This is a genomic window from Solibacillus sp. FSL R7-0668 (assembly GCF_038006205.1).
Lineage (GTDB): Bacteria > Bacillota > Bacilli > Bacillales_A > Planococcaceae > Solibacillus.
The window spans coordinates 736,388-761,333 of record NZ_JBBOUU010000001.1 but is presented as its reverse complement, the minus strand read 5'-3'; the positions used below and the strand labels follow the sequence as shown (position 1 = coordinate 761,333).

General features: G+C 40.8%; 16 protein-coding genes and 1 pseudogene. 1 reads left to right on the top strand and 16 read right to left on the bottom strand.

The window, feature by feature from the left end; all coding sequences use genetic code 11:
- Nucleotides 1–364: 364 nt before the first annotated feature.
- The 13 genes and pseudogenes from MKX47_RS03440 to MKX47_RS03380 form a co-directional block, all read right to left on the bottom strand.
- Nucleotides 365–1,738, bottom strand: a pseudogene (locus tag MKX47_RS03440) (UvrD-helicase domain-containing protein); the annotation flags it as partial.
- Nucleotides 1,713–5,345: a helicase-exonuclease AddAB subunit AddB gene (gene addB, locus MKX47_RS03435; RefSeq protein ID WP_340771144.1), complete on the bottom strand. Its 3,633-nt coding sequence runs from the start codon at nucleotides 5,343–5,345 to the stop codon at nucleotides 1,713–1,715. The pseudogene MKX47_RS03440 and the gene addB, both read right to left, overlap by 26 nt.
- Nucleotides 5,346–5,454: 109 nt before the next feature.
- Nucleotides 5,455–6,069, bottom strand: coding sequence for a TVP38/TMEM64 family protein (locus MKX47_RS03430; protein WP_340771142.1), 615 nt, complete (start codon nucleotides 6,067–6,069; stop codon nucleotides 5,455–5,457).
- Nucleotides 6,070–6,299: 230 nt separating this feature from the next.
- The gene (locus tag MKX47_RS03425) at nucleotides 6,300–7,469 is read right to left on the bottom strand and encodes a PDZ domain-containing protein (RefSeq protein WP_340771140.1); all 1,170 of its coding nucleotides are present in this window, start codon (nucleotides 7,467–7,469) and stop codon (nucleotides 6,300–6,302) included.
- A 97-nt stretch (nucleotides 7,470–7,566) separates the two neighbouring features.
- Nucleotides 7,567–8,994 (bottom strand): S41 family peptidase, encoded by a 1,428-nt coding sequence (locus MKX47_RS03420; RefSeq protein ID WP_340771138.1) that lies wholly within the window; start codon nucleotides 8,992–8,994, stop codon nucleotides 7,567–7,569.
- A 122-nt stretch (nucleotides 8,995–9,116) separates the two neighbouring features.
- Nucleotides 9,117–9,689, bottom strand: coding sequence for a peroxiredoxin family protein (locus MKX47_RS03415; protein ID WP_340771137.1), 573 nt, complete (start codon nucleotides 9,687–9,689; stop codon nucleotides 9,117–9,119).
- Between the two features lie 112 nt (nucleotides 9,690–9,801).
- Nucleotides 9,802–11,079, bottom strand: coding sequence for a murein hydrolase activator EnvC family protein (locus tag MKX47_RS03410; protein WP_340771134.1), 1,278 nt, complete (start codon nucleotides 11,077–11,079; stop codon nucleotides 9,802–9,804).
- Nucleotides 11,080–11,153: 74 nt separating this feature from the next.
- Nucleotides 11,154–12,050: a permease-like cell division protein FtsX gene (gene ftsX / locus MKX47_RS03405; protein ID WP_340771130.1), complete on the bottom strand. Its 897-nt coding sequence runs from the start codon at nucleotides 12,048–12,050 to the stop codon at nucleotides 11,154–11,156.
- Nucleotides 12,040–12,726, bottom strand: coding sequence for a cell division ATP-binding protein FtsE (gene ftsE, locus MKX47_RS03400; RefSeq protein ID WP_340771128.1), 687 nt, complete (start codon nucleotides 12,724–12,726; stop codon nucleotides 12,040–12,042). Before ftsE ends, ftsX begins: the two co-directional genes overlap by 11 nt.
- A gap of 548 nt (nucleotides 12,727–13,274) precedes the next feature.
- Nucleotides 13,275–14,483, bottom strand: a complete 1,209-nt coding sequence (locus tag MKX47_RS03395; protein ID WP_340771125.1) for a DUF4097 family beta strand repeat-containing protein — start codon at nucleotides 14,481–14,483, stop codon at nucleotides 13,275–13,277.
- 72 nt (nucleotides 14,484–14,555) lie between these two features.
- A complete protein-coding gene (uvrA, locus tag MKX47_RS03390) occupies nucleotides 14,556–17,426 on the bottom strand; it encodes an excinuclease ABC subunit UvrA (RefSeq protein WP_340771123.1) in 2,871 nt (956 codons plus the stop codon).
- A gap of 5 nt (nucleotides 17,427–17,431) precedes the next feature.
- Nucleotides 17,432–19,414, bottom strand: coding sequence for an excinuclease ABC subunit UvrB (gene uvrB / locus MKX47_RS03385; protein ID WP_340771121.1), 1,983 nt, complete (start codon nucleotides 19,412–19,414; stop codon nucleotides 17,432–17,434).
- Nucleotides 19,415–19,788: 374 nt separating this feature from the next.
- Complete coding sequence (locus MKX47_RS03380; RefSeq protein ID WP_340771119.1) at nucleotides 19,789–20,031, bottom strand: IDEAL domain-containing protein; 243 nt, start codon at nucleotides 20,029–20,031, stop codon at nucleotides 19,789–19,791.
- A 180-nt stretch (nucleotides 20,032–20,211) separates the two neighbouring features.
- Between MKX47_RS03380 and MKX47_RS03375 the strand changes: the two genes are divergently transcribed.
- Nucleotides 20,212–20,703 (top strand): competence protein ComK, encoded by a 492-nt coding sequence (locus MKX47_RS03375; RefSeq protein ID WP_340771117.1) that lies wholly within the window; start codon nucleotides 20,212–20,214, stop codon nucleotides 20,701–20,703.
- 1 nt (nucleotide 20,704) lies between these two features.
- Here the strand turns inward: MKX47_RS03375 and MKX47_RS03370 are convergent, their stop codons facing one another.
- From MKX47_RS03370 to secA, 3 genes are all read right to left on the bottom strand, one after another.
- Nucleotides 20,705–21,058: a hypothetical protein gene (locus tag MKX47_RS03370; RefSeq protein ID WP_340771114.1), complete on the bottom strand. Its 354-nt coding sequence runs from the start codon at nucleotides 21,056–21,058 to the stop codon at nucleotides 20,705–20,707.
- A gap of 144 nt (nucleotides 21,059–21,202) precedes the next feature.
- Nucleotides 21,203–22,310 (bottom strand): peptide chain release factor 2 gene (gene prfB / locus MKX47_RS03365; RefSeq protein ID WP_445683569.1). Its coding sequence is split into 2 segments (ribosomal slippage): nucleotides 21,203–22,234 and nucleotides 22,236–22,310, totalling 1,107 coding nucleotides; the frame shifts between segments, so codons are not numbered across the junction.
- A gap of 81 nt (nucleotides 22,311–22,391) precedes the next feature.
- Nucleotides 22,392–24,902, bottom strand: coding sequence for a preprotein translocase subunit SecA (secA, locus tag MKX47_RS03360; RefSeq protein WP_340771112.1), 2,511 nt, complete (start codon nucleotides 24,900–24,902; stop codon nucleotides 22,392–22,394).
- Nucleotides 24,903–24,946 lie beyond the last annotated feature (44 nt).

Sequence of the window (24,946 nt, the reverse complement as noted above, 5' to 3'; positions counted from 1 at the left end):
GAAGTGTGTCTATTCTTTCGTCAATCAGAAACTAGGATTGTGCATCAATCTAGTACACTTTCCCATGTTCAGACGCAAGCATTTAATACGCTGAACAGAATAGATTCCAGGTTTCAAACGGTTTCCTAGATGGTTACAACATGACCCCACTCGGACTGTTCTTCAAGCAGTTTAGCCTTCTTCCTCATATGAATCTTTTATATCTCGCCATTCAGTCGTAGCCTTTCCGTTTAGGCTAACTTATGACTTTGACCGACATGCTACACTCCCTCTTTGGTTTCCCGCCAAGATAAGTCGGCTGATATATAAACCGTTTCTGTAGTTTATTCACCGCCAATTGGTGAAATATACAATACCCTTATGGGCGCACGATGCTTTGTTTCACGTCACCGACCATGAACATATTCCCGCTCGCTTCATCACCGCTTTTCACAAGCTGTAAAATGGTTTCTTGTAAAAAATTCACATCTTGATACTCGTCCACAAGCACTTCTTTAAAGCGTTTTTGGTAGCCAAGTGCCACATCTGATGGGAGTGGTGGCGTGACCTCGTGATTGGATGCAGATAAAATTTCCAACGCATAATGCTCTAAATCTGAAAAATCAAGTAAGCCACGCTCTTGCTTGGCCTTTTTAAATGCCTCACTATATTCAATTGTAAGCTTCACTAATGTTTCTATAATCGGCTTTGTCGCAGCCATTTCCTGCACATATAGCTTCGGGTGCCGTGCGAAAAATGTTTCCTTTACCCCCGCAATCGTCGCTTTGGCTTGATCACGATGCGCCTTTGCTACCGCATACTTAGCTCGGTCTTCCTCTGTATCCTTTTTCGTTGCTGCTTTAATACGACCAAATTCAATCGCTGGCATTAAGGCATAGGCCTGCTCCCATGTGCCTTGCAGGAGCGCCTCATAAACAGCCTTTACCGCTGTATATTCTCCCTCAAAAAGCGCTTTATTTTTTTCAAGCGCTGGCTCCACTGAGACAATTTGCAAGCCCTTTTCTAATCGACTCGCTGCCTCTTGTAAACTGGCTAGGATAAATGGGCGAATTTCCTGTGCAATGGCTAATGTATCAATGGCTGCGTCTGGGTCGATATCGTATTTCGCCGGTAACGCTCGTAGCCACTCATAGGGTTTCGGCTGCACGCGCGACACCTTATACATTTCCTGTAATAATAATTCAATCGCCTGGTCACTCCGATCTGACGCAAAGCTATCAACTAATGTATAGAGCTCGTCCTTTGAAAACAACGCCTCCATATCACCCCGATACGCCTTTTCTAGCACGTCCATTAACACATCATCCTGTAAGAGTGATGCTTCCTCGGTGCTTGCCAGTCGGAAGCCAGGATCTAAATCAATCGTATAGGCATACTCCCGACAAATCGACAAGCAAAATGAGTGCAACGTTGAAATTTGTGCCTTATTTAATAGACTTAACTGGCGTCGTAAAAAGGCATTACTGGGGTCCTTTGACAATGCTTTTTCTAGCGCTTCCGCCATACGATTGCGCATTTCAGCAGCCGATGCATTCGTAAAGGTGACAACGAGTAATTCATCGACATCGATTCGTTTATCCTCTGGCGCTAAAATTTTTTGAATTAAACGCTCAATTAACACCGCTGTTTTCCCTGAACCGGCTGCGGCAGATACTAATACATCATGCCCCTCTGCATATATCGCCTTCCACTGTACATCGGTCCATTGCACATCACTCGGCTTCGTTGGAATCATCATGTACACACACCACCTTTTTCATATGATCGAATACCTCTTCGTCCTTTTGCTTTTTCAGCTCGTTAAAGTGATTGCCTGTTTCCGTTTCATCAAATTGGCAAAGCGCTTTAAAATTACAGAACGTGCACGCTTTTTGACTCCCTAAGCTGTACGGTTTAATTTCCGTATTGCCTTTGTATATTTCATTGCCGGCTTGACGGAATTTATAGTGGACAAATTGCTGGAGGTTTTTCATTTCATCAGGTTCAATAACTTTTGAGGATCGACTATCAAAATCTAATTCCTCACCACTTTTAAACTTCGCCGGAACAATGATGGATGCCTTACTCGGCTCAAGCGATGTATCCATTAAATTAGCCACTTCCGCATCCTTCAGCATATAGCCACTTAGCTTGAACTTTTCTTGGCGCAGGCTCTCTACCTTCTCCAGCTGCTCATAATCCTCCGTAGAAATAAGTGGATTATGCACATGTAAATAAAACATACCCGCTGCTTGCACAATAATATTTTCAAGCTCTGATAAATCCTTGATCAGCTTCCCTTCCTGCGCAAGTATTGGGATGTTTTGCATCGCAACATCCAAATATGTTAATAACTGCAATGAAATCCCGTTATACACTTCATTGAAATCCAATTTGCGCCCGCTTGATTTATAGTCAATGACACGTAAATAGAGATTTTGCGCATCCTTATAAGCGTCTATTCGGTCAATTTGGCCACGCACATACATTTTCCGTTGATCATCTAGCTCGATTTCCAACGCATCTAATGGATGTTGGTCACCTTGTTCTGTATTTTTGTCATCGCGTTTTCCAAATGGCTTCTCATGAGCAATCGCCTTAAATTTGGATAGCTCGCTTTGATTGACTAAAGCATAAATGGTACGCGCCACAATTTTTACAAGCTTCGTTTTAATATACTCAAATCGATGGCTGCTTTTTAAAATATTATAGGAGAAATAATCAACAAGCTTTGAAATCGTGTCATCCGCTTTTTTATAGCAGGCAACATACGTATCAAGGACAATCGTTTGCTCCTTTTCGGATAAAATCGTACGAATCGCCTCATGGAATAAATCACCCATCGCAAAGGATTCTAGCTTAAATTCCGTACGCTCTCGTAATTTCAAGCCATACGAGGCAAAATGCGAATAGGGACAGCTATAAAACGTTTCAATGCGCGACACACTCGCTAAAAAGTTCTCGCCGTAAAGCTTTGTTGCAGTTTCTTCTGTCAGGCTTTGCGCTTCATTCGTTTGATAAAGGGGTTGGGATACACGATGGAGCACATGCTGCCATTTGCCTTCCCGCTCATAAAACACCTTTAACGCCTGCCATTGTTCCGGAATTTCCCGACGCTCAAATTGTGCTTGTTTGAGCTGTGTCATTAAAAAGCCAATCGCAGGGGATGGATGGCGTAAATAATCCAGCACATATTCCGCATATTGCTCATCCAGTGGGTCGGCCACCACTTGACGCTGTTTTAATGTGCGGATTGGTTCTGTTTTTTCATCTGATTTTACCTCGAACATTTTATGCAAACGATTGATATAAATCGATGGGAGCTTCCCTTTACTTTCTTCATCCGCGCTCGCATACGTAATGTATAAATAATCAGTCGGTGAAGCAATGGCGCGGTAAAATAAAAAGCTCTCCTGTAACAGACGGCTCTTAATCCCAGGGGCCAGCTCGATATCCGCCTTTTCAAATACTTCACGCTCTGCATCCGATAAAAGCCCCCCCTCATCCATACGCATTGGATAGACCCCATCGTTGACGCCAATAATGAAAATCGCCTTTTTATTACCGAATCGGGCAAATTCTAATGTCGAAACCGTTACTTCATCAAGTGTTGGTGGCACACTTGAAAACTGTAAGGATTCAAAGCCTTCATCTAAAATTTGTGCAGCATCCTCTAGCATCATTTCCTTATCGCCAAACATGAAATCAAATTGCTCCAAAATATGAACCCAGCCGTTCCATGCTTGCTCATGCTCCAGTGACTTTTGCAGTGCATGCGTTTTTTCCTCTTGCTCCTGCATTTTCACTAGCTTTTTATAAACATCAAGCGCTTCCATAAACTCATACAAGGCAACAACAATGTCACGACCCGTTACCTTCCCCTTTAACTTTCGCTGCAAGTTTGCAACCGGCTCAACAATTAAATCACGTACCGATTTTAATAGTGCTTCGTGCTCTTGCTCATCCTTTGTTTGCACCGCATTTACTTTTTCTAATGATTTAAATCGGCGATAATGCCAAACCTTGTCATCGAACCAACGATCATGCACAATCCCCTTGGCGATGACAAAGTTCTCTAAAATATCCGCACGGTCGCGCATCGTTGCTAAATTCGCATTGTAGGGAAAATAGAGGTCGGTTTTCACACTTCGAAATACGGGCTCATATTTCCAATTCGACGTAATAATTTCTAAAACGGAACGACTAAATTCAATGAGCGGATGGTACAGCATCGCACGCTTTTCGTTGGAGAAATAGGGAATTTCATATTGTGTAAATGTCGTACCAATGATTGGATCATAGACATCTGCTTGTCGATACATGATTCCGATATCCTTATAACGCAGCCCTTGCTCGACAATTAATTTCTTTATTTCCTGGGCAATACCTTGCACCTCTGCGCGCGGATTCACTCCTTCGATAATTTGCGCATTCCCCAATGCTTCGACAGGTGTCACAAACGGCTCATTAAAGCTGCGTTCAATTTGCTGTAAATCGCGGTTATTGCTACGGTAATTGATTGTAAAATGCACGCGCGGCTCTTCTTCAATGACAATCCCTCGTTCAAATTGTAGCTTGGCCAATTCATGCTTCACTTTATCGTAGGTCATGGCCGCACGATAAAACGTTGAACCGTCTAGCTTTTCAGCCTGCGGATCATCCATAGGCAGCACTAATGTGACACGCTTCGCATAGAGGAGTAATTCTTTTAAAATGGAAAATTCCTGGCCATTAAACGACACGAAGCCGTCTAAGTAAACATGTGTCTCGCGTAGACTTTCCATCTTTGGGATACGCTCTAGCAATAATGGAAAATAGCCGTCGCCATCAACATATTCAGCCCCAATGCGCAGCTGCAATTGCTGTAAAATAATCTCGATATCATGCATTTTATGGAGCAGCACTTCACTCGCACCATTTAAGCGCAATGCCTCTATGAGTGGTTGAATCGAAGCTACATCAATATTGTACTGATTAAATTCCTTTAAAATTTGCTCGACTTCTTTTGTAAAGCCTCGTTTTCCCGCGGCCTGCTTAAAGAGGAGAAATTCTTCTTGATGTTCTTCTAAAATTCGGCGTAATAGCATGCGATAGCCAGTATTATCAATACGTTCACGCGCAATACCGCCCTCATTTTGCAGCACAAACCAAGCAAGTCGTTTAAATGTCATGACTTGCGCGCGCATCAGCCCTTCAATTTCGTAATGATTCGTCAGCTCATACTCTGTCGAAAACGTCATTTGGTCTGGTACTAAAATAAAAATCGGATGGCCAAGTGCATTTGTCTTTAAATCGTCGACAATTTCCTTCTGAATGAATGTGGATTTCCCCGTACCTGCACGACCAGAAATTACACGCAATGTCATCACCGACACCTCACTTTTCTTAATAAACCCATTATAACATAGGAACGTTTGTTCTTAAACAAATATGGAAAAACGCTGCTATTTTTGACCGTAGCAACGTTTACATTTATTATTTATGTGATTTAATTTGACGTAAGTCACGTTCGACACGCTTAGTTAAATAACGTTCAATCGCTTTACCGAGCAACCAAATAATCATAATGATTAAGATGGATACAACAATCTTCATTGGCGAGCTCAAAATGGCGCGCAAGTCACTTCCTAAATAACTAATTAAAAAAATCATGACCGGCTTTGAAATAAGTAGCGTTAAAAAATAATATTTCTTTTTTAAGTGGGATAATCCCGCTACAGTATTGACAACAACAATTGGGGTAAATGGTAAACAGAGCAGCACAATTAAAGGTGTGAAGCCACGTACATCGACCCAGTGAATCAGCTGCTTTACTTGCTTTTGCGCCTTCAGTTTTTGTAAAAATCGATGACTGCCAAAATAACGAATCATTAAGAAAAATAAATAAGAACCCGCTACCGTTGCAAGCCATGATAATATAAAGCCCCAAAACAGGCCGTATGCACCCGCATTTGCCACGACAATGACAAACAGCGGCAAAAACGGTAAAAATGATTCAATCAACGTTAATAACACACTAAACCAAGGCCCGAGCAACTTATATTTTTCAATTAATAATTCAACATTATCAATGCTAATCCAATCAAACATACAACCCATCTCCTGCTATTAACGACAAACTTCCCTATTAATTTTGGGAAATCGGAATAACGAATCTTATTGTTATAATAACATACTTCACAATCCTCAACAGTGATAAACATCATCATTCAGAAAAACGCCATACTCGTCAAAATAACACAAACAGTTCTACCTTATGTAGATAATTACTATACTCCTACAACAGAAAAAGAACCCCACATCCATGAGGTTCCTGCCATTTACTTTACAACTAATAAGCCGATCTTATGATTATCTTCACGATGAACGACATGCTGTGTCAAACGTAGCTCTCCTGAATGATCGAGTACTTCTAGTCGACAATGTGCTGCATTAATTTGCAACGCTGCATACAGTTCGTCCTCATTGAACACATCTTGCCCATTTACACGTTTAATCACTTCTCCAGCAACTAAGCCCATTTTTTGTGCTGGCGAATTTGGCAGTACGCCCGCAATCATAATGCCCTTATCACTACGAATGACCGCATAGCTATTGCGATCCTCTGAACGGCTATAGACAACACCAATCACCGTCCGTGAAATCGCACCCAATGCTAATGCAGCTGCGCCAAGCACTGGCATGAAGTAAGCCAGTAAACCGACAATCAATACCAATTGGCCCGTAAGAATGATGCTATTCCCCATTTTCGGATACACATAAATCGGCAGCTTTTGACGCACCATTTGCTGGAATCCAATAATAAATGGGAAAACAACGACTGAAAACTGCTCTGCCCCAATTGTAAACTGTGGCCAATAAGGCGCAAAGTTTGGTATGCCGTCCCCCGGAATAATGGTCACAAGTGGCAATAGCCAAAGCTGCTTACTATAATAGGCAATGCCATTCAGCCCACGCTTTGTCGTTTCAACTATTGGCGATGCAAACTTAGCCCCATTACGACGAATTAATATCCCTTCCGCCATTAACAATAGCCCAGCAAGCACAGGAACCGTTATCACTAAGTCATCCACAACATTACGTGCTACTAGATCAATGCCCCAAAACGAATACGACCAATCTTGCCAATCCATCCACACAATGACACAAAATGCGAGCGTCATCAAGATAATTGGCGAAAGTAAATGATACATAAAAGCAAATAAACCAATTAGACTAATTAAAAATACTGCCACTAATAATTCAAGCGAGATTGTCAGCCCAATTACAACACTAAATAATGAAATAATTAGTGATAAAACAAAGCCCATTAACAGCATATTTCTAAGCTCCGACCAGCCGTCTAAAATTCGAATATGAAAAAAGCGACGTTCTCGTTTTACACGACGATACCCTAAAAAAACAGCTGAAATAAGTGCAATATACAATAATGGGTTTATAAAAAAGCGACCAATCCCTTTTAAAATTTCAATAATCATTGTTTCATCCATAATCTCACCTACCGTACGACTAATTGTATCAAATCCTGTTCATAAATCGTAGTCCTAATTGTATTTGTATGCCTTTACCTAGTACATTAGCCCTCTATTATTCCAATTGATGCATAATAAAACTCACACCCATTTGTAATTGCATATCGTTCACTGGATCTTGTTTGAATTTTTGTAGCTGCGCCGTCAGCTCTCTGAAAAATACCTCATCCACATGTCTACCATCTTGTAGGTCATATTTTTTACGGAACTTTTCCACTTCATTGGCCGTATCCATGTCAAAGAAACCATCCGTTCGTCCAATATTATAGCCAAGCTCACTTAGCACACGTTGACTATAAGCCAGTTCCTCACTATATTCCCCTACTTCAAAACGTCCTTTGAGTAGTTTTTGCTCCATTTTAAAAAGTGGGTGCTGCTCCACTTCCAAATCCGGTTCAATACCGACTTGATGAATCCAGCGCTTAGATGGTGTTAGCCATTTATTTGTTGAAAGCTTGACTTCTCCACCATTTTGTAGTTCCCACGTTTGCTGTACCGTACCTTTTCCGAAGCTTGTCACACCAATTAACACCGCGCGCTTCCAATCCTGCAAGGCACCAGCAAATACTTCACTGGCAGAGGCACTACCTTCATTTTGTAAGATTATAATTGGCATTGACTGTAATTGCTTGGCATATGGCTCAAATGCTTCACTTGATTTTGTTTTGAGCGGCTCTGTTGCCCCTTCATGATTTTGCATATACGCAAAAATCGTTTCCTTTTTTTCAAACATACTCATCATTTGTGCAACGCTATGTAAATAACCACCTGGGTTATCGCGCACATCAATGATCAGGCCCTCAATATCCTTTTCAAACAAAATATCCAATGCGTTCTTCCATTCTTCCGCCGTTTTTTCCGCAAATAACGAAATCATAATATAACCAATTTTTACATCTTCCACTTCCAGCAATTGTGTTTGGACAGTCGTATTTTTTAGCTTTTCACGCTTTACCGACAGTTTTATATGACTATCCAGCTCTGGTCGAAACAATACGAGCTCCAATGTTTCGCCCTCTTTCCCTTGCATAAGCTTCATCACTTCACTAAATGTCATACCTTCAAGTCTAGTATCATTCACTTGCACCAACTCATCTAGCGGACGAATTCCTGCTTTTTCTGCTGGCGATGCTTTCACTGGTGCTACAACAATAAATTTCCCGTTTACTTCTGATAGCTCCAGCCCAATGCCTACACGTTCACTTGCCAATGTTTGCTTATTAAAAGCGGCCTCTTGCTCCGTATAGTACGTACTATACGGATCATTAATTGCATTTGCCATTCCCCGCAATGCACCTTCAACTAATTTTTCGGACGTAATATCATACACCGTTTCAGCTGTAATGAGGTCATGTAATTCGTTGACTACGGCAAAATTCGCCTGTTCCTTTTGATCCTTTTTTTGCAGCTTGTTATACCCAAAGAAAATGCCAACCGCAACAACTACAGCAATGACCAATAAAAAAATTCGACTTTTTCGCACGAACTTCCCTCCACTCCATAAAAACTTATGAAGCTAGGAATCATTTCATACTACTTGAGTCGAATCAAATTTTCATATTAGTTACTTCCTATTCGCTTGACCATGTTCTCAATACCCAATCATCAATTCAATTGTGTCACATTTTCACGCAATGCGTCTAAATCGAGCGGACCGACAATTTGTTTTTGGATGCGTCCGTCTGTATCAATCATAAACGTCGAGGGAATCGTAATAATTTTATAAATGGAGGCAACTGACGCGTCTGGCTCTAACAATATAGGAAACGTAATCTTATAGCTTTCTAAAAATTGTTCGACACGTTCCACCTTTTCTCTTTCAAAGGTCAAATTGACACCAACAATTTCGACATTGTCCTCTTTTTTATATTTTTCATAGTATTCCTGCATATGCGGCATTTCGGCCTCACATGGCGGACACCATGTAGCCCAGAAATTTAACACAACACGCTTGCCTTTTAATTCTGACAATGTAAGTGGCTTCCCGTCTAAATCATACAATGTAAAATCCGGCGCAATATTTCCTTTTTCTAAGCCAACCGTTCCATCTAATGTGACCTCTTTCCCAAGTGCCCCTTCACTAATTTGCTTGTCTGCATCCAATTCTTTTTTTATATATGTGCCAATCATCGTTATCACTAGCACTAACACGATGAGGATGCCGATATTCTTCTTCATGCTTCACACCCCGTTTTCTGTCTCTAGTAGTACCATATCATATCTGTTAACAAAATATTCAAAAGAAAAAGGCAAAACTTCAAAAATTCAAAGTTCTGCCTTTTATTCCTTTTTATAAAGAGATATAACGTAACGGGTTCACGGCATTTGAACGTTTACCGTTCCACCCACCTACGTGAATTTCAAAATGTAAATGTGGACCAGTCGAGTTCCCTGTGTTCCCCATTCTCGCAATTTGCTGCCCTTTTGATACAACATCACCCACGCTCGATGTAAAGCCACTTAAATGGGCATAAACCGATGTGAAAGATTTGCCTTCTATAGAATGTTCAACCATCACGACTTTACCATAGCCATTCATTGTACCGACATAGGATACTACCCCATCTGCACCTGATACTACTGGTGTACCGATGGCGTTCGCAATATCCACACCTAAATGGTTTTTACTACCGATGGGACCAATATCACGTCGACCAAAGCCAGAAGTGTAGCGCCCAGCAGCTGGTCTTGTCCATGTACCTGCCGAAACAGTTGGTAATTTTCCTGATGATGCTGCGTTATTTTCTAGTTTCTTTTTAGCTTCGGCCTCTTTACGCGCGATTTCCGCTAGACGACGTCGCTCTGCCATAATTTCACTTTCTAATTCTTTACTTAGTTCAATGTTTTCATCAATATGCGTTTCAATTGCTTCTTTTTGCTCATGTAAACGGGCTTCTTCTTTTTCAAGCTCGTCCACTACTTTATTTTTTTCTTTCTTTTGCGCTTCAAGACTTGCTCTTAATTTCTCAAGCTGTGCTTTATTGGCTTCTAATTCTTTCTTTTTCTCCAGCAATTCAGCCTTTTGAACTTCTAGCTTTTCTTGGTCTTCTTTTTGCTCACGCATAATTTGACGGTCGGCATCCATTAATGTGCTGACCGCTGAAAAACGGTCGATGAAATCTACGAAGCTGTTTGCCCCTAGTAATACATCAATATAGCTTACGGTACCGCCTGTTTGAATCGCACGTGCACGCTCACGTAATAGTGCGTCACGTTGATCGATTTTTTCTTGTAATTCTGCAATACTTTGTTCGAGCGCCGCAATTTCTTGATTAGCGATTTCAATATCATACTTTACGATCGCAATATCATGGTTCGTTGTATTGATTTTTGCACTAATTTGCTCTAATTGCGCAATCAATTGCTGTTGTTTATTTTGATTTGTTTTTAATTCATTATTTTTTTGCTCTAACGAATTGTTTAGTGCTTTTTTCTGAGCCTCAAGCTCGCTACGTTCTTTTTTCAAATCACTTAAACTTGCTGCGTAGGCTGCTGGCATTTGAATGAATAATACGCATGCGAATAATACAGCTAGTAGTTTAAATGTTCGTGTATTTTGCTTCTTCAAAACCTATTTCCCCCTAAACGCCTAATTATTTTCTCTTCTGTTTCGACCTAGTTGCGTTTTTGAGTTGGTGCATGTTAGATCTTTAAAAATTTCCGTACAGACATGAAGCTCCCCCATATACCGATGAAAATACCAATTAATAAAATCAAACCGTTCACTTGGTACAGTAAGGGTGTCGTATTTAAAATTTGGAATAGCTCCCCTTTTAAGCGAGGTGCAAGTAATTCATGGATTTTGTAGTAGGCCAAAGATACAACCGTAATCGGAATAATAGAACCGATGATGCCTAGCCACATTCCCTCTAACACAAATGGAATGCGCACGAATGCATTGGTTGCCCCTACTAATTTCATAATCTCGATTTCATCTTTACGCGCAATGATTGTAATACGAATCGTATTCGAAATTAGGAACATTGCTGTAAATAACAAGCCTAAAATTAATACAAGCCCGACATTACGAGCAATCGCTAAAAAGTTAAATAGCTTTTCGGTTTTTCCTTCCCCATAGACGACTTCCTGTGTATAGTCCAAGCTATCAATTTTTTTCGCCACTTCCGCTGTCTTTAATGGGTCAACCGCCTTTACATAGAGCACATTGTATAGGGGGTTGTTTTGTTCGAATAGACTTAATTCTTCACCGAAATCTTTTATTAATTTAGTTAATTCAGCTTCTTTAGAAGAATATGTAACTTCCTCAACATCTGGTAAACCTTGAATTTTATCAATTAGCTGATTTTCTATTGAATCTGCTTGTGCTTCTTCTGGAATGATATCAATCATCACTCGAATTTCAACGTCATTTTCTAAATCTGACGCTACTTTATTTAAGTTCATCATAATGACTGAAAAGACACCGACTAATAGTAAGGTTACCGTTACCGCACTGACCGATGCAATGGTCATCCAGCTATTACGGCCTAAGGATTTAAAGCTTTCTCTAAAATGACGAGCGAGTGTTCTAGCCTTCATAGCCGTAGTCACCCCCGTACTCATCACGTGCAATCATACCGCCCTCAATTGCAATAACACGCTTACGAATTGTATTCACGATTTCACGGTTATGCGTTGCCATGACAATCGTCGTACCTTGACGATTAATTTCTTCAAAAATATTCATAATTTCCCACGATGTTTCAGGGTCTAGATTCCCTGTTGGCTCGTCCGCAATCATTACTTTCGGACGGTTCACAATCGAACGGGCAATGGCCACACGTTGCTGCTCTCCACCAGACAATTCACTCGGGAACATACGTACTTTATGCTTTAGACCAACAAGCTCTAGCACTTCCATCACACGTTTTCGAATAACTTTTGGCTGTTCTTCAATGACCTCCATCGCAAAAGCCACGTTTTCATATACTGTTAAACGTGGTAGCAATTTGAAGTCTTGGAATACAACCCCTAACTGACGTCGCAAAAACGGCACTTTATTATTTTTCAATGTACGCAAGTTGATGTTGTTAATTAATACATCCCCTGACGTAGGCTTTTCTTCTCGGTACATCAACTTAATGAACGTTGATTTTCCGGCACCACTTGGACCTACTACATACACGAACTCACCTTTTTTTATATCAATCGTAATCCCGTTTACTGCGACAACGCCATTAGGATACTTTTTCACTACATTATTCATTTGAATCATTAACGAAACCACCTAAGTTCTATGTCTTTATAAAATAAATTTTCCTATTCATTATAGCACTTTCAAGCTATAAGTTTATTACATTTTCGTTTCATTGTTGTAATACGCCCCTTTTTGCTAGCCTTTTTCAATATTTTGCTCAATGAATCTATCGAAAATTCAGCTATTTTAAGTGGGTAAATTCACAAACTTAAAAATAGAATAAATTTAGTATACTGTGGCTTGACTACTATAAATGGAATATGCTCGAACTTTATTTTTTATGCTCGGTTTCAGTTGTTTCACGATCGAATCTTCATATTTAAGCTCGATTTTACGAGTTTTATAATCGTTTTTCAAAATATATGCTTATTTTCCCTATTTCTACCTTTTCCTTCAATTTTAATCACTTTAGGAGATTAAGCTATGCTCAAAAAAAGATTGTCTCTGCGATCACCATAATCTCTTAACTTAATCCATAGAAGATTTTGTGAAATCCATCTCATAGATACAAAAAGGCCCACTTACAAGTTTTTACTCTTGTAAGTGGGCTGTCAATATCGTTTCCTTTATTGTAATGTATAACGAACGAGCACGGTGCCTGTACGTGATTCACCACTTAATTTTAATAGCTTTGCGCCTTCTAGCTCCTTTGTGAAGCGCACAGATTTCAGTAGGAATTGCTCCTCTTCCTCATAGAGCTGCACATCGATTAAGCCGACGTCTGCTTTGCCGAAGTTCGAGAAAATTTGACCGTCTAATGCCACCGTTTTTGGTACATAAATTTCGACTGAACCTGCTAATGCACGCGCCTTTATTTTATGGGCCTCGGCACTCGTAGTTGTCACTACGACATGACCATTCATCGATTCTGCCTCGACCTCTTTTAACTCCCCATCGACATAAATTCGACCATTCCCTGTTTCGATTTCTAAATCAGCACCCTTTACAGTACGCGCGTCTACAGCACCATTGCTCGTTTGTAGCTCGGCATGGTCAAATTGCGTATGCTCGATTCGGATTGCGCCATTATAAGTACGCGCTTTAATTAACTTCGCATCTAAATTCGCTACGGTAATGCCACCATTTAGTAATCGTGCAATAAATACGTCATAATGCTTTTTCGGAATCGCGAGCTGTACCTTTAGCTGGGTTAGCTTGTTTTCGGACTTAATCATTAGTTTATCATCCGTCTTGGCAACTAATGATTCGGTAATATGCGCAATGGTTTCTTCTTCCGTTCCCTTCAGTACGGTTTTGCCTTGAACATGAATCGTTATTAAATCATCCATCGTTTGAATGACATCAATTTTCCCATTGGCGATATCTAACTCAATGCTTCTTACATCCATCGCCGGGTACGCATAAGTTTTCGAGAATTCTACCTTTTCCCCAAATGGCGTGTCGATATCTAAATCCTTTAATTTCGATAATGCAGCGCCGACGATGCCGGTCATGCGCGTGCTAAATTGCGATAAATCCTTTTTAATATCGCCCATGAAATCATCCATTTTTTTATTAAATTCTTTATCATTAAATGACTTGCCAAAAATATCTTCAAATCCTGTCGTTTTACGTTGCTCTTGTGCTTCTTCAACCGGCTCCGCTTTAAATACCGGCTCGTCCTCTTTTTGCTTAGCTAGCGGCACAACTGGTTGTACTGGTGGCGGAGTGGATTCGTTTTTATCTGATAACTTTTCTAATAAAACAATGGCCTCATCAGCTGTAATTGTACCGTTTTCTACTAATTGTAAAATGCGTTTTCGTTGTTCTTGCATAAAAAATTCCTCCCTCTCATCATAACTAATTTATTATACGAAGAGGGAGGATAAAAAGTTTCATTTACTTGTCTATGATTTCTGTTTTGCTAGTTCGATTTTGTCGGCCATACGTGCTCGATCACGTGCTAAAATAGGCTTCAAATAATGGCCGGTATAGCTTTCCTTCACTTCTGCAATTTGCTCAGGTGTACCTGTTGCTAAAATGGTACCACCCCCATCGCCACCTTCTGGACCTAAATCTATAATATGATCGACCGTTTTAATGACGTCTAAATTATGCTCAATGACTAGCACCGTTTCACCATTTTCTACTAAGCGCTGCAACACTTTTAGGAGGCGTGCAATATCATCCGCATGAAGACCTGTTGTCGGTTCATCTAAAATGTAAAAGGATTTTCCATTTGAGCGTCGATGCAATTCGGATGCTAATTTCACACGCTGCGCCTCACCACCAGAAAGCGTTGTAGCCGGTTGCCCCAGCTTCACGTAGCCTAGCCCCACATCGACAATCGTTTGCAGTTTACGCTGGATTTTTGGTAAGTTGCCGAAAAATTCTAGCGCATCCTCCACTGTCATCTCTAAAATGTCAGCAATATTTTTTTCTTTGTATTTCACTTCCAATGTTTCACGATTATAGCGTTTCCCGTGACATATCTCACAAGGTACATACACATCCGGTAAAAAGTGCATTTCAATTTTAATAATGCCATCACCGCGACATGCTTCACAGCGCCCCCCCTTCACATTGAATGAGAAACGACCCTTTTTATAGCCGCGCACTTTCGCCTCATTCGTCATCGCAAATACATCTCGGATATCATCAAATACCCCGATATAGGTTGCAGGATTCGAACGCGGCGTACGACCGATTGGCGATTGGTCAACATCAATAACCTTTTCAAGCTGCTCTAGCCCTTCAATCGATTTATGTGCACCCGGCTTCACCTTGGCACGATTTAATTTCGACGCAAGGGACTTATATAAAATTTCATTGACTAATGTCGATTTCCCTGACCCCGAAACACCTGTTACTGCGATAAATTGCCCCAGTGGAATCTCGACATTGACATTTTTCAAGTTATTTTCCGAAGCCCCTTTAATCTTAATTTTCCGGCCGTCAGATGCACGACGTTCCTGTGGTAATGGAATGAACTTCTTGCCACTTAAATATTGCCCCGTAATGGAATTCTTATTTTTCATTACTTGCTTTGGTGTTCCCTGTGCAATAATTTGTCCACCATGGACACCCGCACCTGGTCCAATATCGATTAAATGGTCCGCCGCCATCATCGTATCCTCATCGTGCTCGACGATAATGAGCGTATTCCCTAAATCACGCATACTTTCAAGCGTCGCAATGAGTCGATCATTATCCCTTTGGTGCAAGCCAATCGACGGCTCATCTAAAATATAGAGCACACCTGTTAAACGCGAGCCAATTTGCGTCGCCAAACGAATACGTTGTGCTTCTCCACCTGACAAGGTCCCCGCAGCACGCGCTAATGTTAAATAGTTCAAGCCCACATCTAGTAAAAATCGTAAGCGTTCAATCACTTCACGGATAATTAGCTTAGCGATTTGCTTTTCTTTTTCCGTTAGCTCCACCGAACTAAAGAAATCATACATTTCTTGAATCGAATAGCGCGTTGCCTCTGAAATATTTTGTCCCTGGATTTTTATCGCTAATGTTTCAGGCTTTAAGCGATGTCCCTTACAAGATCGACATGGCTGCTCCGTCATAAATTTTTGCATCGAATCACGGACATAATCCGAAGAGGAATCTTTGAATCGGCGCTCAATATTCGGGATGACCCCTTCAAATTCAATATCCTTTTTATGCATGCTGCCATAATCATTGGTATATTCAAAATGGATTTTTTCCTTGCCTGATCCATATAATATTTTATCCATTTTCGCCTTTGGAATGTCCTTCACTGGCACGTCCATTGGAATCTCATAATGACGGCAAACTGATGCAAGTAGCTGTGGATAGTACATCGACGATACCGATTCCCAAGGTGCAATCGCATTTTCGAGCAGCGACAACTCCCAATCCGGCACAACTAAATCAATGTCTGCCTTCACCGTGCTACCTAACCCATCACAAGACGGGCACGCACCAAATGGACTATTGAAAGAAAACATACGTGGCTCCAGCTCGCCAATGGAAAAGCCACAATGCGGACAAGCATGGTGCTCACTAAAGAGAAGCTCCTCATGTTCCATCACATCAACTAACACGCGACCCTCTGCAATTTTCAGTGCGGCTTCAATCGAGTCACTTAAGCGTGATTCAATCCCTTCTTTCATGACAACACGGTCAATCACAACTTCAATAGTATGCTTTTTATTTTTATCGAGCTCAATATGGTCGTCTAAATCACGGAGCTCGCCATTTAATCGAATGCGCACATAGCCTTGCTTTTTCAAGTCCTCTAGCAGCTTGACATGTGTGCCCTTTTTGCCTTCAATGACGGGCGCTAGCAGCTGAATTTTCGTACGCTCCGGATATTCCATGATGCGATCCACCATTTGTTCAACGGTTTGCGATGTAATCTCAATGCCATGTGTTGGACAATAGGCCTTACCGATACGTGCAAAGAGTAATCGCAGGTAATCATAAATTTCTGTCACTGTCCCCACTGTTGAGCGCGGGTTGCGGCTTGTCGTCTTTTGGTCAATCGAAATGGCTGGTGACAACCCTTCAATCGTATCGACATCTGGCTTATCCATTTGTCCTAAAAATTGGCGGGCATATGCAGATAGTGACTCGACATAACGGCGCTGCCCCTCCGCATAAATCGTATCAAATGCTAATGAAGATTTGCCCGAGCCAGAAAGACCTGTCACAACAACGATTTTATCGCGTGGAATTGTGACATCAATATTTTTTAAGTTATGTGCACGTGCACCTTGTACAACGATTTCTGTATTTTTCACGTAAGTCACCCTTCTGCCTTCAATTCAAAGATCATATCCCGTAATTCTGCTGCACGTTCAAAGTCTAATGCCTTGGCAGCCTCCTTCATTTCTACTTGCAATGTTTCAACAAGCTTTTGCAGTTCTTTTTTCGTTAGCTTTTTGCCGCCCGTTACTTTTGTAATATATTTTTCTTCCTGCTCTGCCGCTTGTGTTGCACGTATAATATCTGGTATTTTTTTGATAATAGTTTGCGGTGTAATACCATGCTGCTCATTATATGCCATTTGAATTTCACGACGACGCTTCGTTTCACTAATCGCCTTTGTCATGGAATCCGTCATATTATCTGCGTACATAATGACATGCCCATTTGCATTACGCGCCGCACGTCCAATCGTTTGAATTAGCGAACGCTCTGAACGCAGGAACCCTTCCTTATCAGCATCCAAAATCGCCACAAGTGACACCTCTGGAATATCTAACCCTTCTCGTAATAAGTTAATCCCAACAAGTACATCATGCGTTCCTTTACGGAGCTCACGAATAATCTCTATACGCTCTAGTGTTTTAATTTCGGAGTGTAAATATTCAACCTTTAAGCCCATTTCCTTTAAGTAATTTGTTAAATCCTCCGACATTTTTTTCGTTAATGTTGTAATTAACACACGCTCATTACGACGAATTCGTTCATGAATTTCATCGATTAAATCATCAATTTGCCCTTCAATCGGACGCACTTCAATGTTTGGATCTAATAAGCCTGTCGGACGAATAATTTGCTGTACCATTTCAGGTGTATGCTCTAGCTCAAAAGGTCCTGGTGTTGCCGAAACATAAATCGCCTGACCGACCTTCGATTGAAATTCATCAAACATGAGCGGTCGGTTATCGAGCGCGGATGGCAGACGGAAACCATGCTCTACTAATACATTTTTACGCGCCTGGTCGCCATTGTACATACCGCGCACTTGTGGCAAAGTTACATGGCTTTCATCGACAACAAGCAGAAAATCCTCTGGAAAGTAGTCAAGCAAGGTATACGGTGTTGCCCCTGATTCTCTTAATGTTAAATGACGTGAATAGTTTTCAATGCCGGAGCAAAAGCCCATTTCCTTCATCATTTCTAAATCGTAATTGGTACGCTGCTCTAAGCGCTGCGCCTCTAACAAGCGGTCCTCTGCGCGCAATACGGCTAAGCGCTGTTCAAGCTCATTTTCAATATTTTCAATCGCAATTTTCATTTTTTCTTCACGCGTTACGAAGTGGGATGCTGGGAAAATCGCCACATGCTCTCGCTCTGCTAAAATTTCACCAGTTAATGCGTCCACCTCGCGAATGCGGTCGACTTCATCCCCAAAAAATTCAATGCGCAAACAGTGCTCATCCTTCGACGCTGGGAAAATTTCCACTACATCCCCACGCACCCGAAATGTTCCGCGCGTAAAGTTGATATCATTACGTTCATATTGAATATCGACTAATTTACGCAGCAGCTGATTGCGCTCAATGTCCATTCCGGTACGAATGGATACAACCATCTCACGGTATTCTTCTGGATTCCCTAACCCATAAATACAGGATACCGATGCAATAATAATGACGTCCTTGCGCTCAAATAATGCCGATGTCGCCGAGTGTCGTAGCTTGTCAATTTCATCATTGATGCTCGAATCCTTTTCGATATACGTATCCGTTTGGGGCACATAGGCTTCGGGCTGGAAATAATCATAGTAGCTGACAAAGTATTCAACGGCATTGTTTGGAAAAAATTCTTTAAACTCGCTATATAATTGACCTGCTAATGTTTTATTATGTGCCATGACTAATGTTGGTTTGTTGACTTCCTTAATGACGTTTGAAATCGTAAACGTCTTCCCGGTACCCGTAGCGCCAAGTAATGTTTGATGACGCTTGCCTTCTTTGATGCCTTGTACAAGTTGTTTAATTGCTTCAGGCTGATCTCCAGCGGGCTTGTACGCCGACTGAATTGTAAAAGTGTCTGTCATAATTGCGGTCCTTTCTATCGATGTTTTGTTAATTCTATTTTAGCATACCCATTTTTAATTGACGATTATTTTGCGAACATATATTCGAAACTTTATTTAGAGTCAATATATGGGGCTGATTTTTCCAATCCTCTTTAGATAAACAGGCTAATGCTGCTTTGCTTTGTCCAAGGATATTTGCGACCTTTTGATTTTATTTGCAACTTTAAAGTTTTATTTGTGGTTTTCGCGTGGATATTTGCGGTTTTCAAAGTTTATTTGCGAAATAATCAAAGTTATTTGCGTTTTCCACCATCTATTTACAAGTACCCTATTTTTCATTTTATTTGAACGCACAGAAAAAGCTACCTAGCCATTTAGGTAGCTTTTTCGGATTAAGAAATGGGTGCTTCCATTAGTTCTTTTAATTCGGAAGCATACGTATGGAAATCTCGTTCGTTTTTCTGATCTAATGAATTATCGATTAGCTTTTTTAATTGTTCGATACGGTGTATACGTTGTAATCGACTTATAAATAAATCTAAATAAATTTCACTTAACAACTTTTCTGCTTGGTTTCCTGTTGGCTGCTGGCCGACTGCTTTTAAAAAGTCTGTATATGAATAATATTTATCCATCGATATCACCTCGATCTCTTTTTTCCATTATAAGATAAACTCCATTTAATTTGCAATATATTCTGAATAATTATCTAGTGACAGAATTTTCTAAAAATAATGTTGATTTTTGACTTTTTATGCATTAATTTAGATATATAGTGGAAATTTAAGTATTTTTTCATAAGAAAGGAGATTAAAATGGTTCAAAATCCCAAACAACACAATAAGTACTATATTACCAACTCGACGTATTGTTTAATTTCGCAGCCCATTTCCGGTAAGGTTTTTACTGAAGTGTTAGACAAGCACGGCAAAACGACCATGTCCTACCCACCGCTCCGAGTGATTCGACAGACCTGCTCATTAAATGGTTCGACATTTGAGGCGACGACAAAGCAGGCAAAGGAATTTTTAGGGCATAATCGACATAAAGTACCGATTATGGTTGCCTATAATTTTGGCGATCCTTGCGTTATATTCCCTTTATTTTCACCTCGTTCTAAGCAAAATATTTGGGTGACCGTCAATGCCATTATTAATATTGAAGAAGTGAACGAATCGACATTGGTGACATTTGTCAATGGCTCAGAATGCATTTTCCCTGTCCATTTGAAATCATTTAATCAGCAATACGTAAGAGCTGTTCTTTATTATAAAAATCTCATATTACAACGCAAAGCTTTACTATAAGTTAAGACGTTCCTATATATTCAGCAAGAAGTAACTCACTCTGATTACGAAGGCGAATATTCGAATATCTTCTACACTCCATGACCTCACCAAAATAAAAATGATACTCGGTAAACAAATCATCCGTTTTCCCTCTCACTAAGCGCATCTGATGAAGTGTAAAATAGTCCTTCGTTGCCATTAAATCTCGCTCAATTTTGTTGCGCGTAGCATCAATTAACTGTAAGTATGGCGTTTTAAACTTGAACGGACTTTGCTCGATAATTTGTTGATCTTTTTCTAGGATGATTAACAATAACGGCAAATATATGCCTGATTCATAATACGGAATCGTTCCAGAAGGGATTTGTAGCAAGGAAAATTCCTCCTTTATAAAAAAGAACATTCGTTCGTATTTATTATCACATATCTTCATCTATTTGACAAGTCCCAATTACATCTAACTAAATTTTCACTATAAAAAAGGGAATGCCCTATTCTCGGACATTCCCTTTATTCATTAATATGAAATTTTTGAACGTAAATACGCTGTTATGAATACATCTAAATCGCCATCCATCACCGCGCCAACATTCCCTGTTTCTGCGCTTGTACGGTGATCCTTAACCATTGAATAAGGATGGAATACGTACGAACGAATTTGTGAGCCCCAGCCGATTTCCTTTTGCTCGCCACGGATTTCATCGAGCTGTGCTTGTTGTTTTTCGATTTCTAATTGATAGAGCTTAGATTTTAACATCTTCATCGCTGCATCACGGTTTTTAATTTGAGAACGCTCTGCCTGACATTGTACAACAACCCCAGTTGGCGTATGGGTAATACGAACAGCAGAGTCCGTCGTATTAATATGCTGACCACCAGCACCTGTGGCACGATACGTATCGATTTTTAAATCCTCGTTACGCACATCAATTTCGATTTCATCATTAAATTCTGGCATGACATCACAAGAAACGAATGATGTATGACGGCGACCTGATGAGTCGAACGGTGAAATACGCACTAGACGATGTACCCCTTTTTCAGCCTTTAAATAGCCATATGCATTATGACCGGAAATTTTTAACGTCACCGATTTAATTCCCGCTTCATCGCCTGGTAAATAGTCCAATGTTTCGACTTTAAAGCCGCGCTTATCTGCCCAACGCTGATACATGCGTAAAAGCATCGAACCCCAGTCTTGAGACTCTGTACCGCCCGCACCTGGATGCAGCTCTAAAATGGCATTGTTTTTATCATATGGCTCTGATAACAGCATTTGCAATTCGAATGCTTCCATCTTTCCCTTGAATTCTGTTAGCTCATCGCCAAGCTCTTCTTGTAGTTCTTCATCTGGTTCTTCGCGTAATAATTCTAATGTCATTTCTAGGTTTTCTTGCGTTGCGATTAACTCGTTGTATTCGTTCACGACCGCTTTAATGCCGTTCAATTCATTAATAATTGTTTGCGCGCCTTGCTGGTCATTCCAGAAGTTAGGCTCCAGCATTAGCTCATCTAATTCTTGAATACGTGCCTCTTTGTTTTCTAAGTCAAAGAGACCCCCTAAAGTCCGCTAGTTTTGTAGCTGTATTTTCGAGTGCATTGCGCACATCTGCTAATTCAATCATATCTGTTCCTCCGAAGTTTATTCATTGTAAAAAGCAAACTAGGTCATTGAGTTTGGTTTCAATGACCTCGTTTGATTGGCTTTATTGTCCTACGCCGTGGCATGATTTGTATTTTTTACCGCTACCGCATGGGCATGGATCATTACGTCCGATGTTTTCAGCTTTACGTGTTGGTAATTTTTTCGGCTTTGCTGCGCCCTCTTCTTTCGGGTTCACCGCTTGACCTTTTGCTACCTCTTCACGCTGTAAGTTACTGCGAATTTCTGCCTTTAACGCATATTTCGCCACATCTTCACGGATTGCTGCGACCATTTCCTCGAACATTGCGAAGCCTTCTTGTTGGTATTCACGTAGCGGATCGTTTTGTCCATATGCACGTAAATGAATCCCTTGACGTAGCTGATCCATCGCATCGATATGATCAATCCATTTCGTATCGATTGAACGCAGTAAGATTACCTTTTCAAATTCCCGCATACGCTCGGCTGTTAAGGCCTCTTCTTTTTCATTGTAGCGCGCTGTTACCTTTTCTGAAATAAAGGCTATCATCTCTTCAGGTGACTTTGTTTCTAATTCGGCTTTCGTAATGTCGCCCTCGTCTAAAAGATTCGCTGCAATGTAATCTTCCAGCGCATCTAATGTCCAAGTATCCTTTTCACCTTGTGTATGCACGGCTACGGCATTTTCAATCGCTTGCGCAATCATAGATTCTACTAGCTCACGCATATTTTCAGAATCGAGTACATCCTCACGCTCTTTGTAGATGACTTCACGCTGTTGACGCAATACATCATCATATTGTAATAAACGTTTACGCGCGTCAAAGTTATTACCTTCTACACGTTTTTGCGCGGATTCTACCGCCTTGGAAACCATCCCTGATTGAATTGGTTGGGAATCGTCCATACCAAGTCGTGTCATCATTGATTTCATTTTATCTGAACCAAAACGGCGCATCAATTCATCCTCTAAAGAAAGGTAGAATTGCGTTACCCCTGGGTTCCCTTGACGACCCGAACGACCACGTAGCTGATTATCGATACGGCGTGATTCGTGACGCTCTGTACCAAGAACCGCTAAACCGCCAATTTCAAGTACGCCCTCACCCGGTTTAATATCCGTACCACGACCGGCCATGTTTGTCGCGATTGTGACCGCGCCTTTTTGACCTGCATTTAAAATAATTTCCGCTTCTCGCTCATGGTTTTTCGCGTTTAAGACATTATGCGGAATTTTAAATTTCGTTAAGTATTTTGAAATAATTTCAGATGTTTCAATTGCAACCGTACCTACTAGAACCGGTTGGCCAGCACGGTGACGCTCGGCAATATCCTCTGCAACGGCTCTAAATTTACCATCCATTGTGGCATAAATTAAATCTGCACGGTCATCACGCGCGATTGGCTTGTTCGTAGGAATTGCAACCACCTGCATATTGTAAATATTGCGGAATTCCTCTTCTTCCGTTTTCGCTGTACCTGTCATACCAGACAGCTTTTCATACATACGGAAATAATTTTGGAACGTAACGGTTGCCATTGTCATGGACTCATTTTGAATATCTAAGCCTTCTTTTGCCTCAATGGCTTGGTGTAGACCGTCTGAATAACGACGCCCTTTCATTAAACGACCTGTAAAGCCGTCTACGATCACGATTTCGCCGTCCTGCACTACATAATCAACATCTAAATGCATCGATGCGTGTGCCTTTAAGCTTTGGTTAATCGCATGGTTTAAACGTACATGTGCTAAATCGAATAAGTTGTCGATTCCAAACGAACGCTCGGCTTTTTCGATACCCGCTTCTGTTAACGTTACCCCTTTTGTCGATTCATCGTAGTTATAGTCTTCCTCTTGCTTTAGCATACGCACAAAAGCATTGGATTGGACATAAAGCTGTGCCGTTTTACCCGCTTGTCCTGAAATAATTAACGGTGTACGCGCTTCATCGATTAAGATCGAGTCCACCTCATCAATTACCGCATAGTGTAATTTACGTTGTACACGGTCTTCTTTATAAAGCACCATATTGTCACGTAAATAGTCGAACCCAAGCTCGTTGTTTGTGGAATACGTAATATCCGCCGCATAGGCTTCGCGTTTTTCTTCTTTTGATAAGCTATTTAAGTTTAAGCCGACAGTTAGGCCTAACCATTCATACAGCTCACCCATTTCACGCGCGTCACGGCTGGCTAAGTATTCGTTGACCGTGACAACGTGTACACCCTTGCCTGTAATGGCATTTAAGTACACAGACATCGTCGCGGTTAACGTTTTACCTTCACCGGTTTTCATCTCTGCGATATTGCCTTCATTTAGCGCGGCAGCACCCATAATTTGCACGCGGAACGGGAACATCCCTAATACACGGCGAGATGCTTCACGAATCGTTGCAAAGGCTTCCGGTAATAATTGTTCTACCGTTTCACCATTTTGGTAACGATTTTTAAATTCTTCTGTTTTCGCTTTTAATGCGTCGTCAGATAGGCTTTCGAACTGTCCTGCTAATGCCTCTACCTTATCTGCCGTTTTTTCTAATCGCTTTACTTCTTTTTTATTGAAATCAAATAATTTATTTAAAAAATTTGCCATCGAATTGGTCACTTCCCAATAAATAGTCTCAAACTACATTTTAC

Coding starts and splice junctions, on each gene's coding strand:
- ftsE (WP_340771128.1), bottom strand. CDS start 12,726: ATGATTCAAATGAATAATGTAGTGAAAAAGTATCCTAATGGCGTTGTC.
- MKX47_RS03430 (WP_340771142.1), bottom strand. CDS start 6,069: ATGTTTGATTGGATTAGCATTGATAATGTTGAATTATTAATTGAAAAA.
- MKX47_RS03415 (WP_340771137.1), bottom strand. CDS start 9,689: ATGAAGAAGAATATCGGCATCCTCATCGTGTTAGTGCTAGTGATAACG.
- MKX47_RS03425 (WP_340771140.1), bottom strand. CDS start 7,469: ATGGATGAAACAATGATTATTGAAATTTTAAAAGGGATTGGTCGCTTT.
- MKX47_RS03375 (WP_340771117.1), top strand. CDS start 20,212: ATGGTTCAAAATCCCAAACAACACAATAAGTACTATATTACCAACTCG.
- MKX47_RS03380 (WP_340771119.1), bottom strand. CDS start 20,031: ATGGATAAATATTATTCATATACAGACTTTTTAAAAGCAGTCGGCCAG.
- MKX47_RS03395 (WP_340771125.1), bottom strand. CDS start 14,483: ATGCAAGAACAACGAAAACGCATTTTACAATTAGTAGAAAACGGTACA.
- secA (WP_340771112.1), bottom strand. CDS start 24,902: ATGGCAAATTTTTTAAATAAATTATTTGATTTCAATAAAAAAGAAGTA.
- uvrB (WP_340771121.1), bottom strand. CDS start 19,414: ATGACAGACACTTTTACAATTCAGTCGGCGTACAAGCCCGCTGGAGAT.
- addB (WP_340771144.1), bottom strand. CDS start 5,345: ATGACATTGCGTGTAATTTCTGGTCGTGCAGGTACGGGGAAATCCACA.
- ftsX (WP_340771130.1), bottom strand. CDS start 12,050: ATGAAGGCTAGAACACTCGCTCGTCATTTTAGAGAAAGCTTTAAATCC.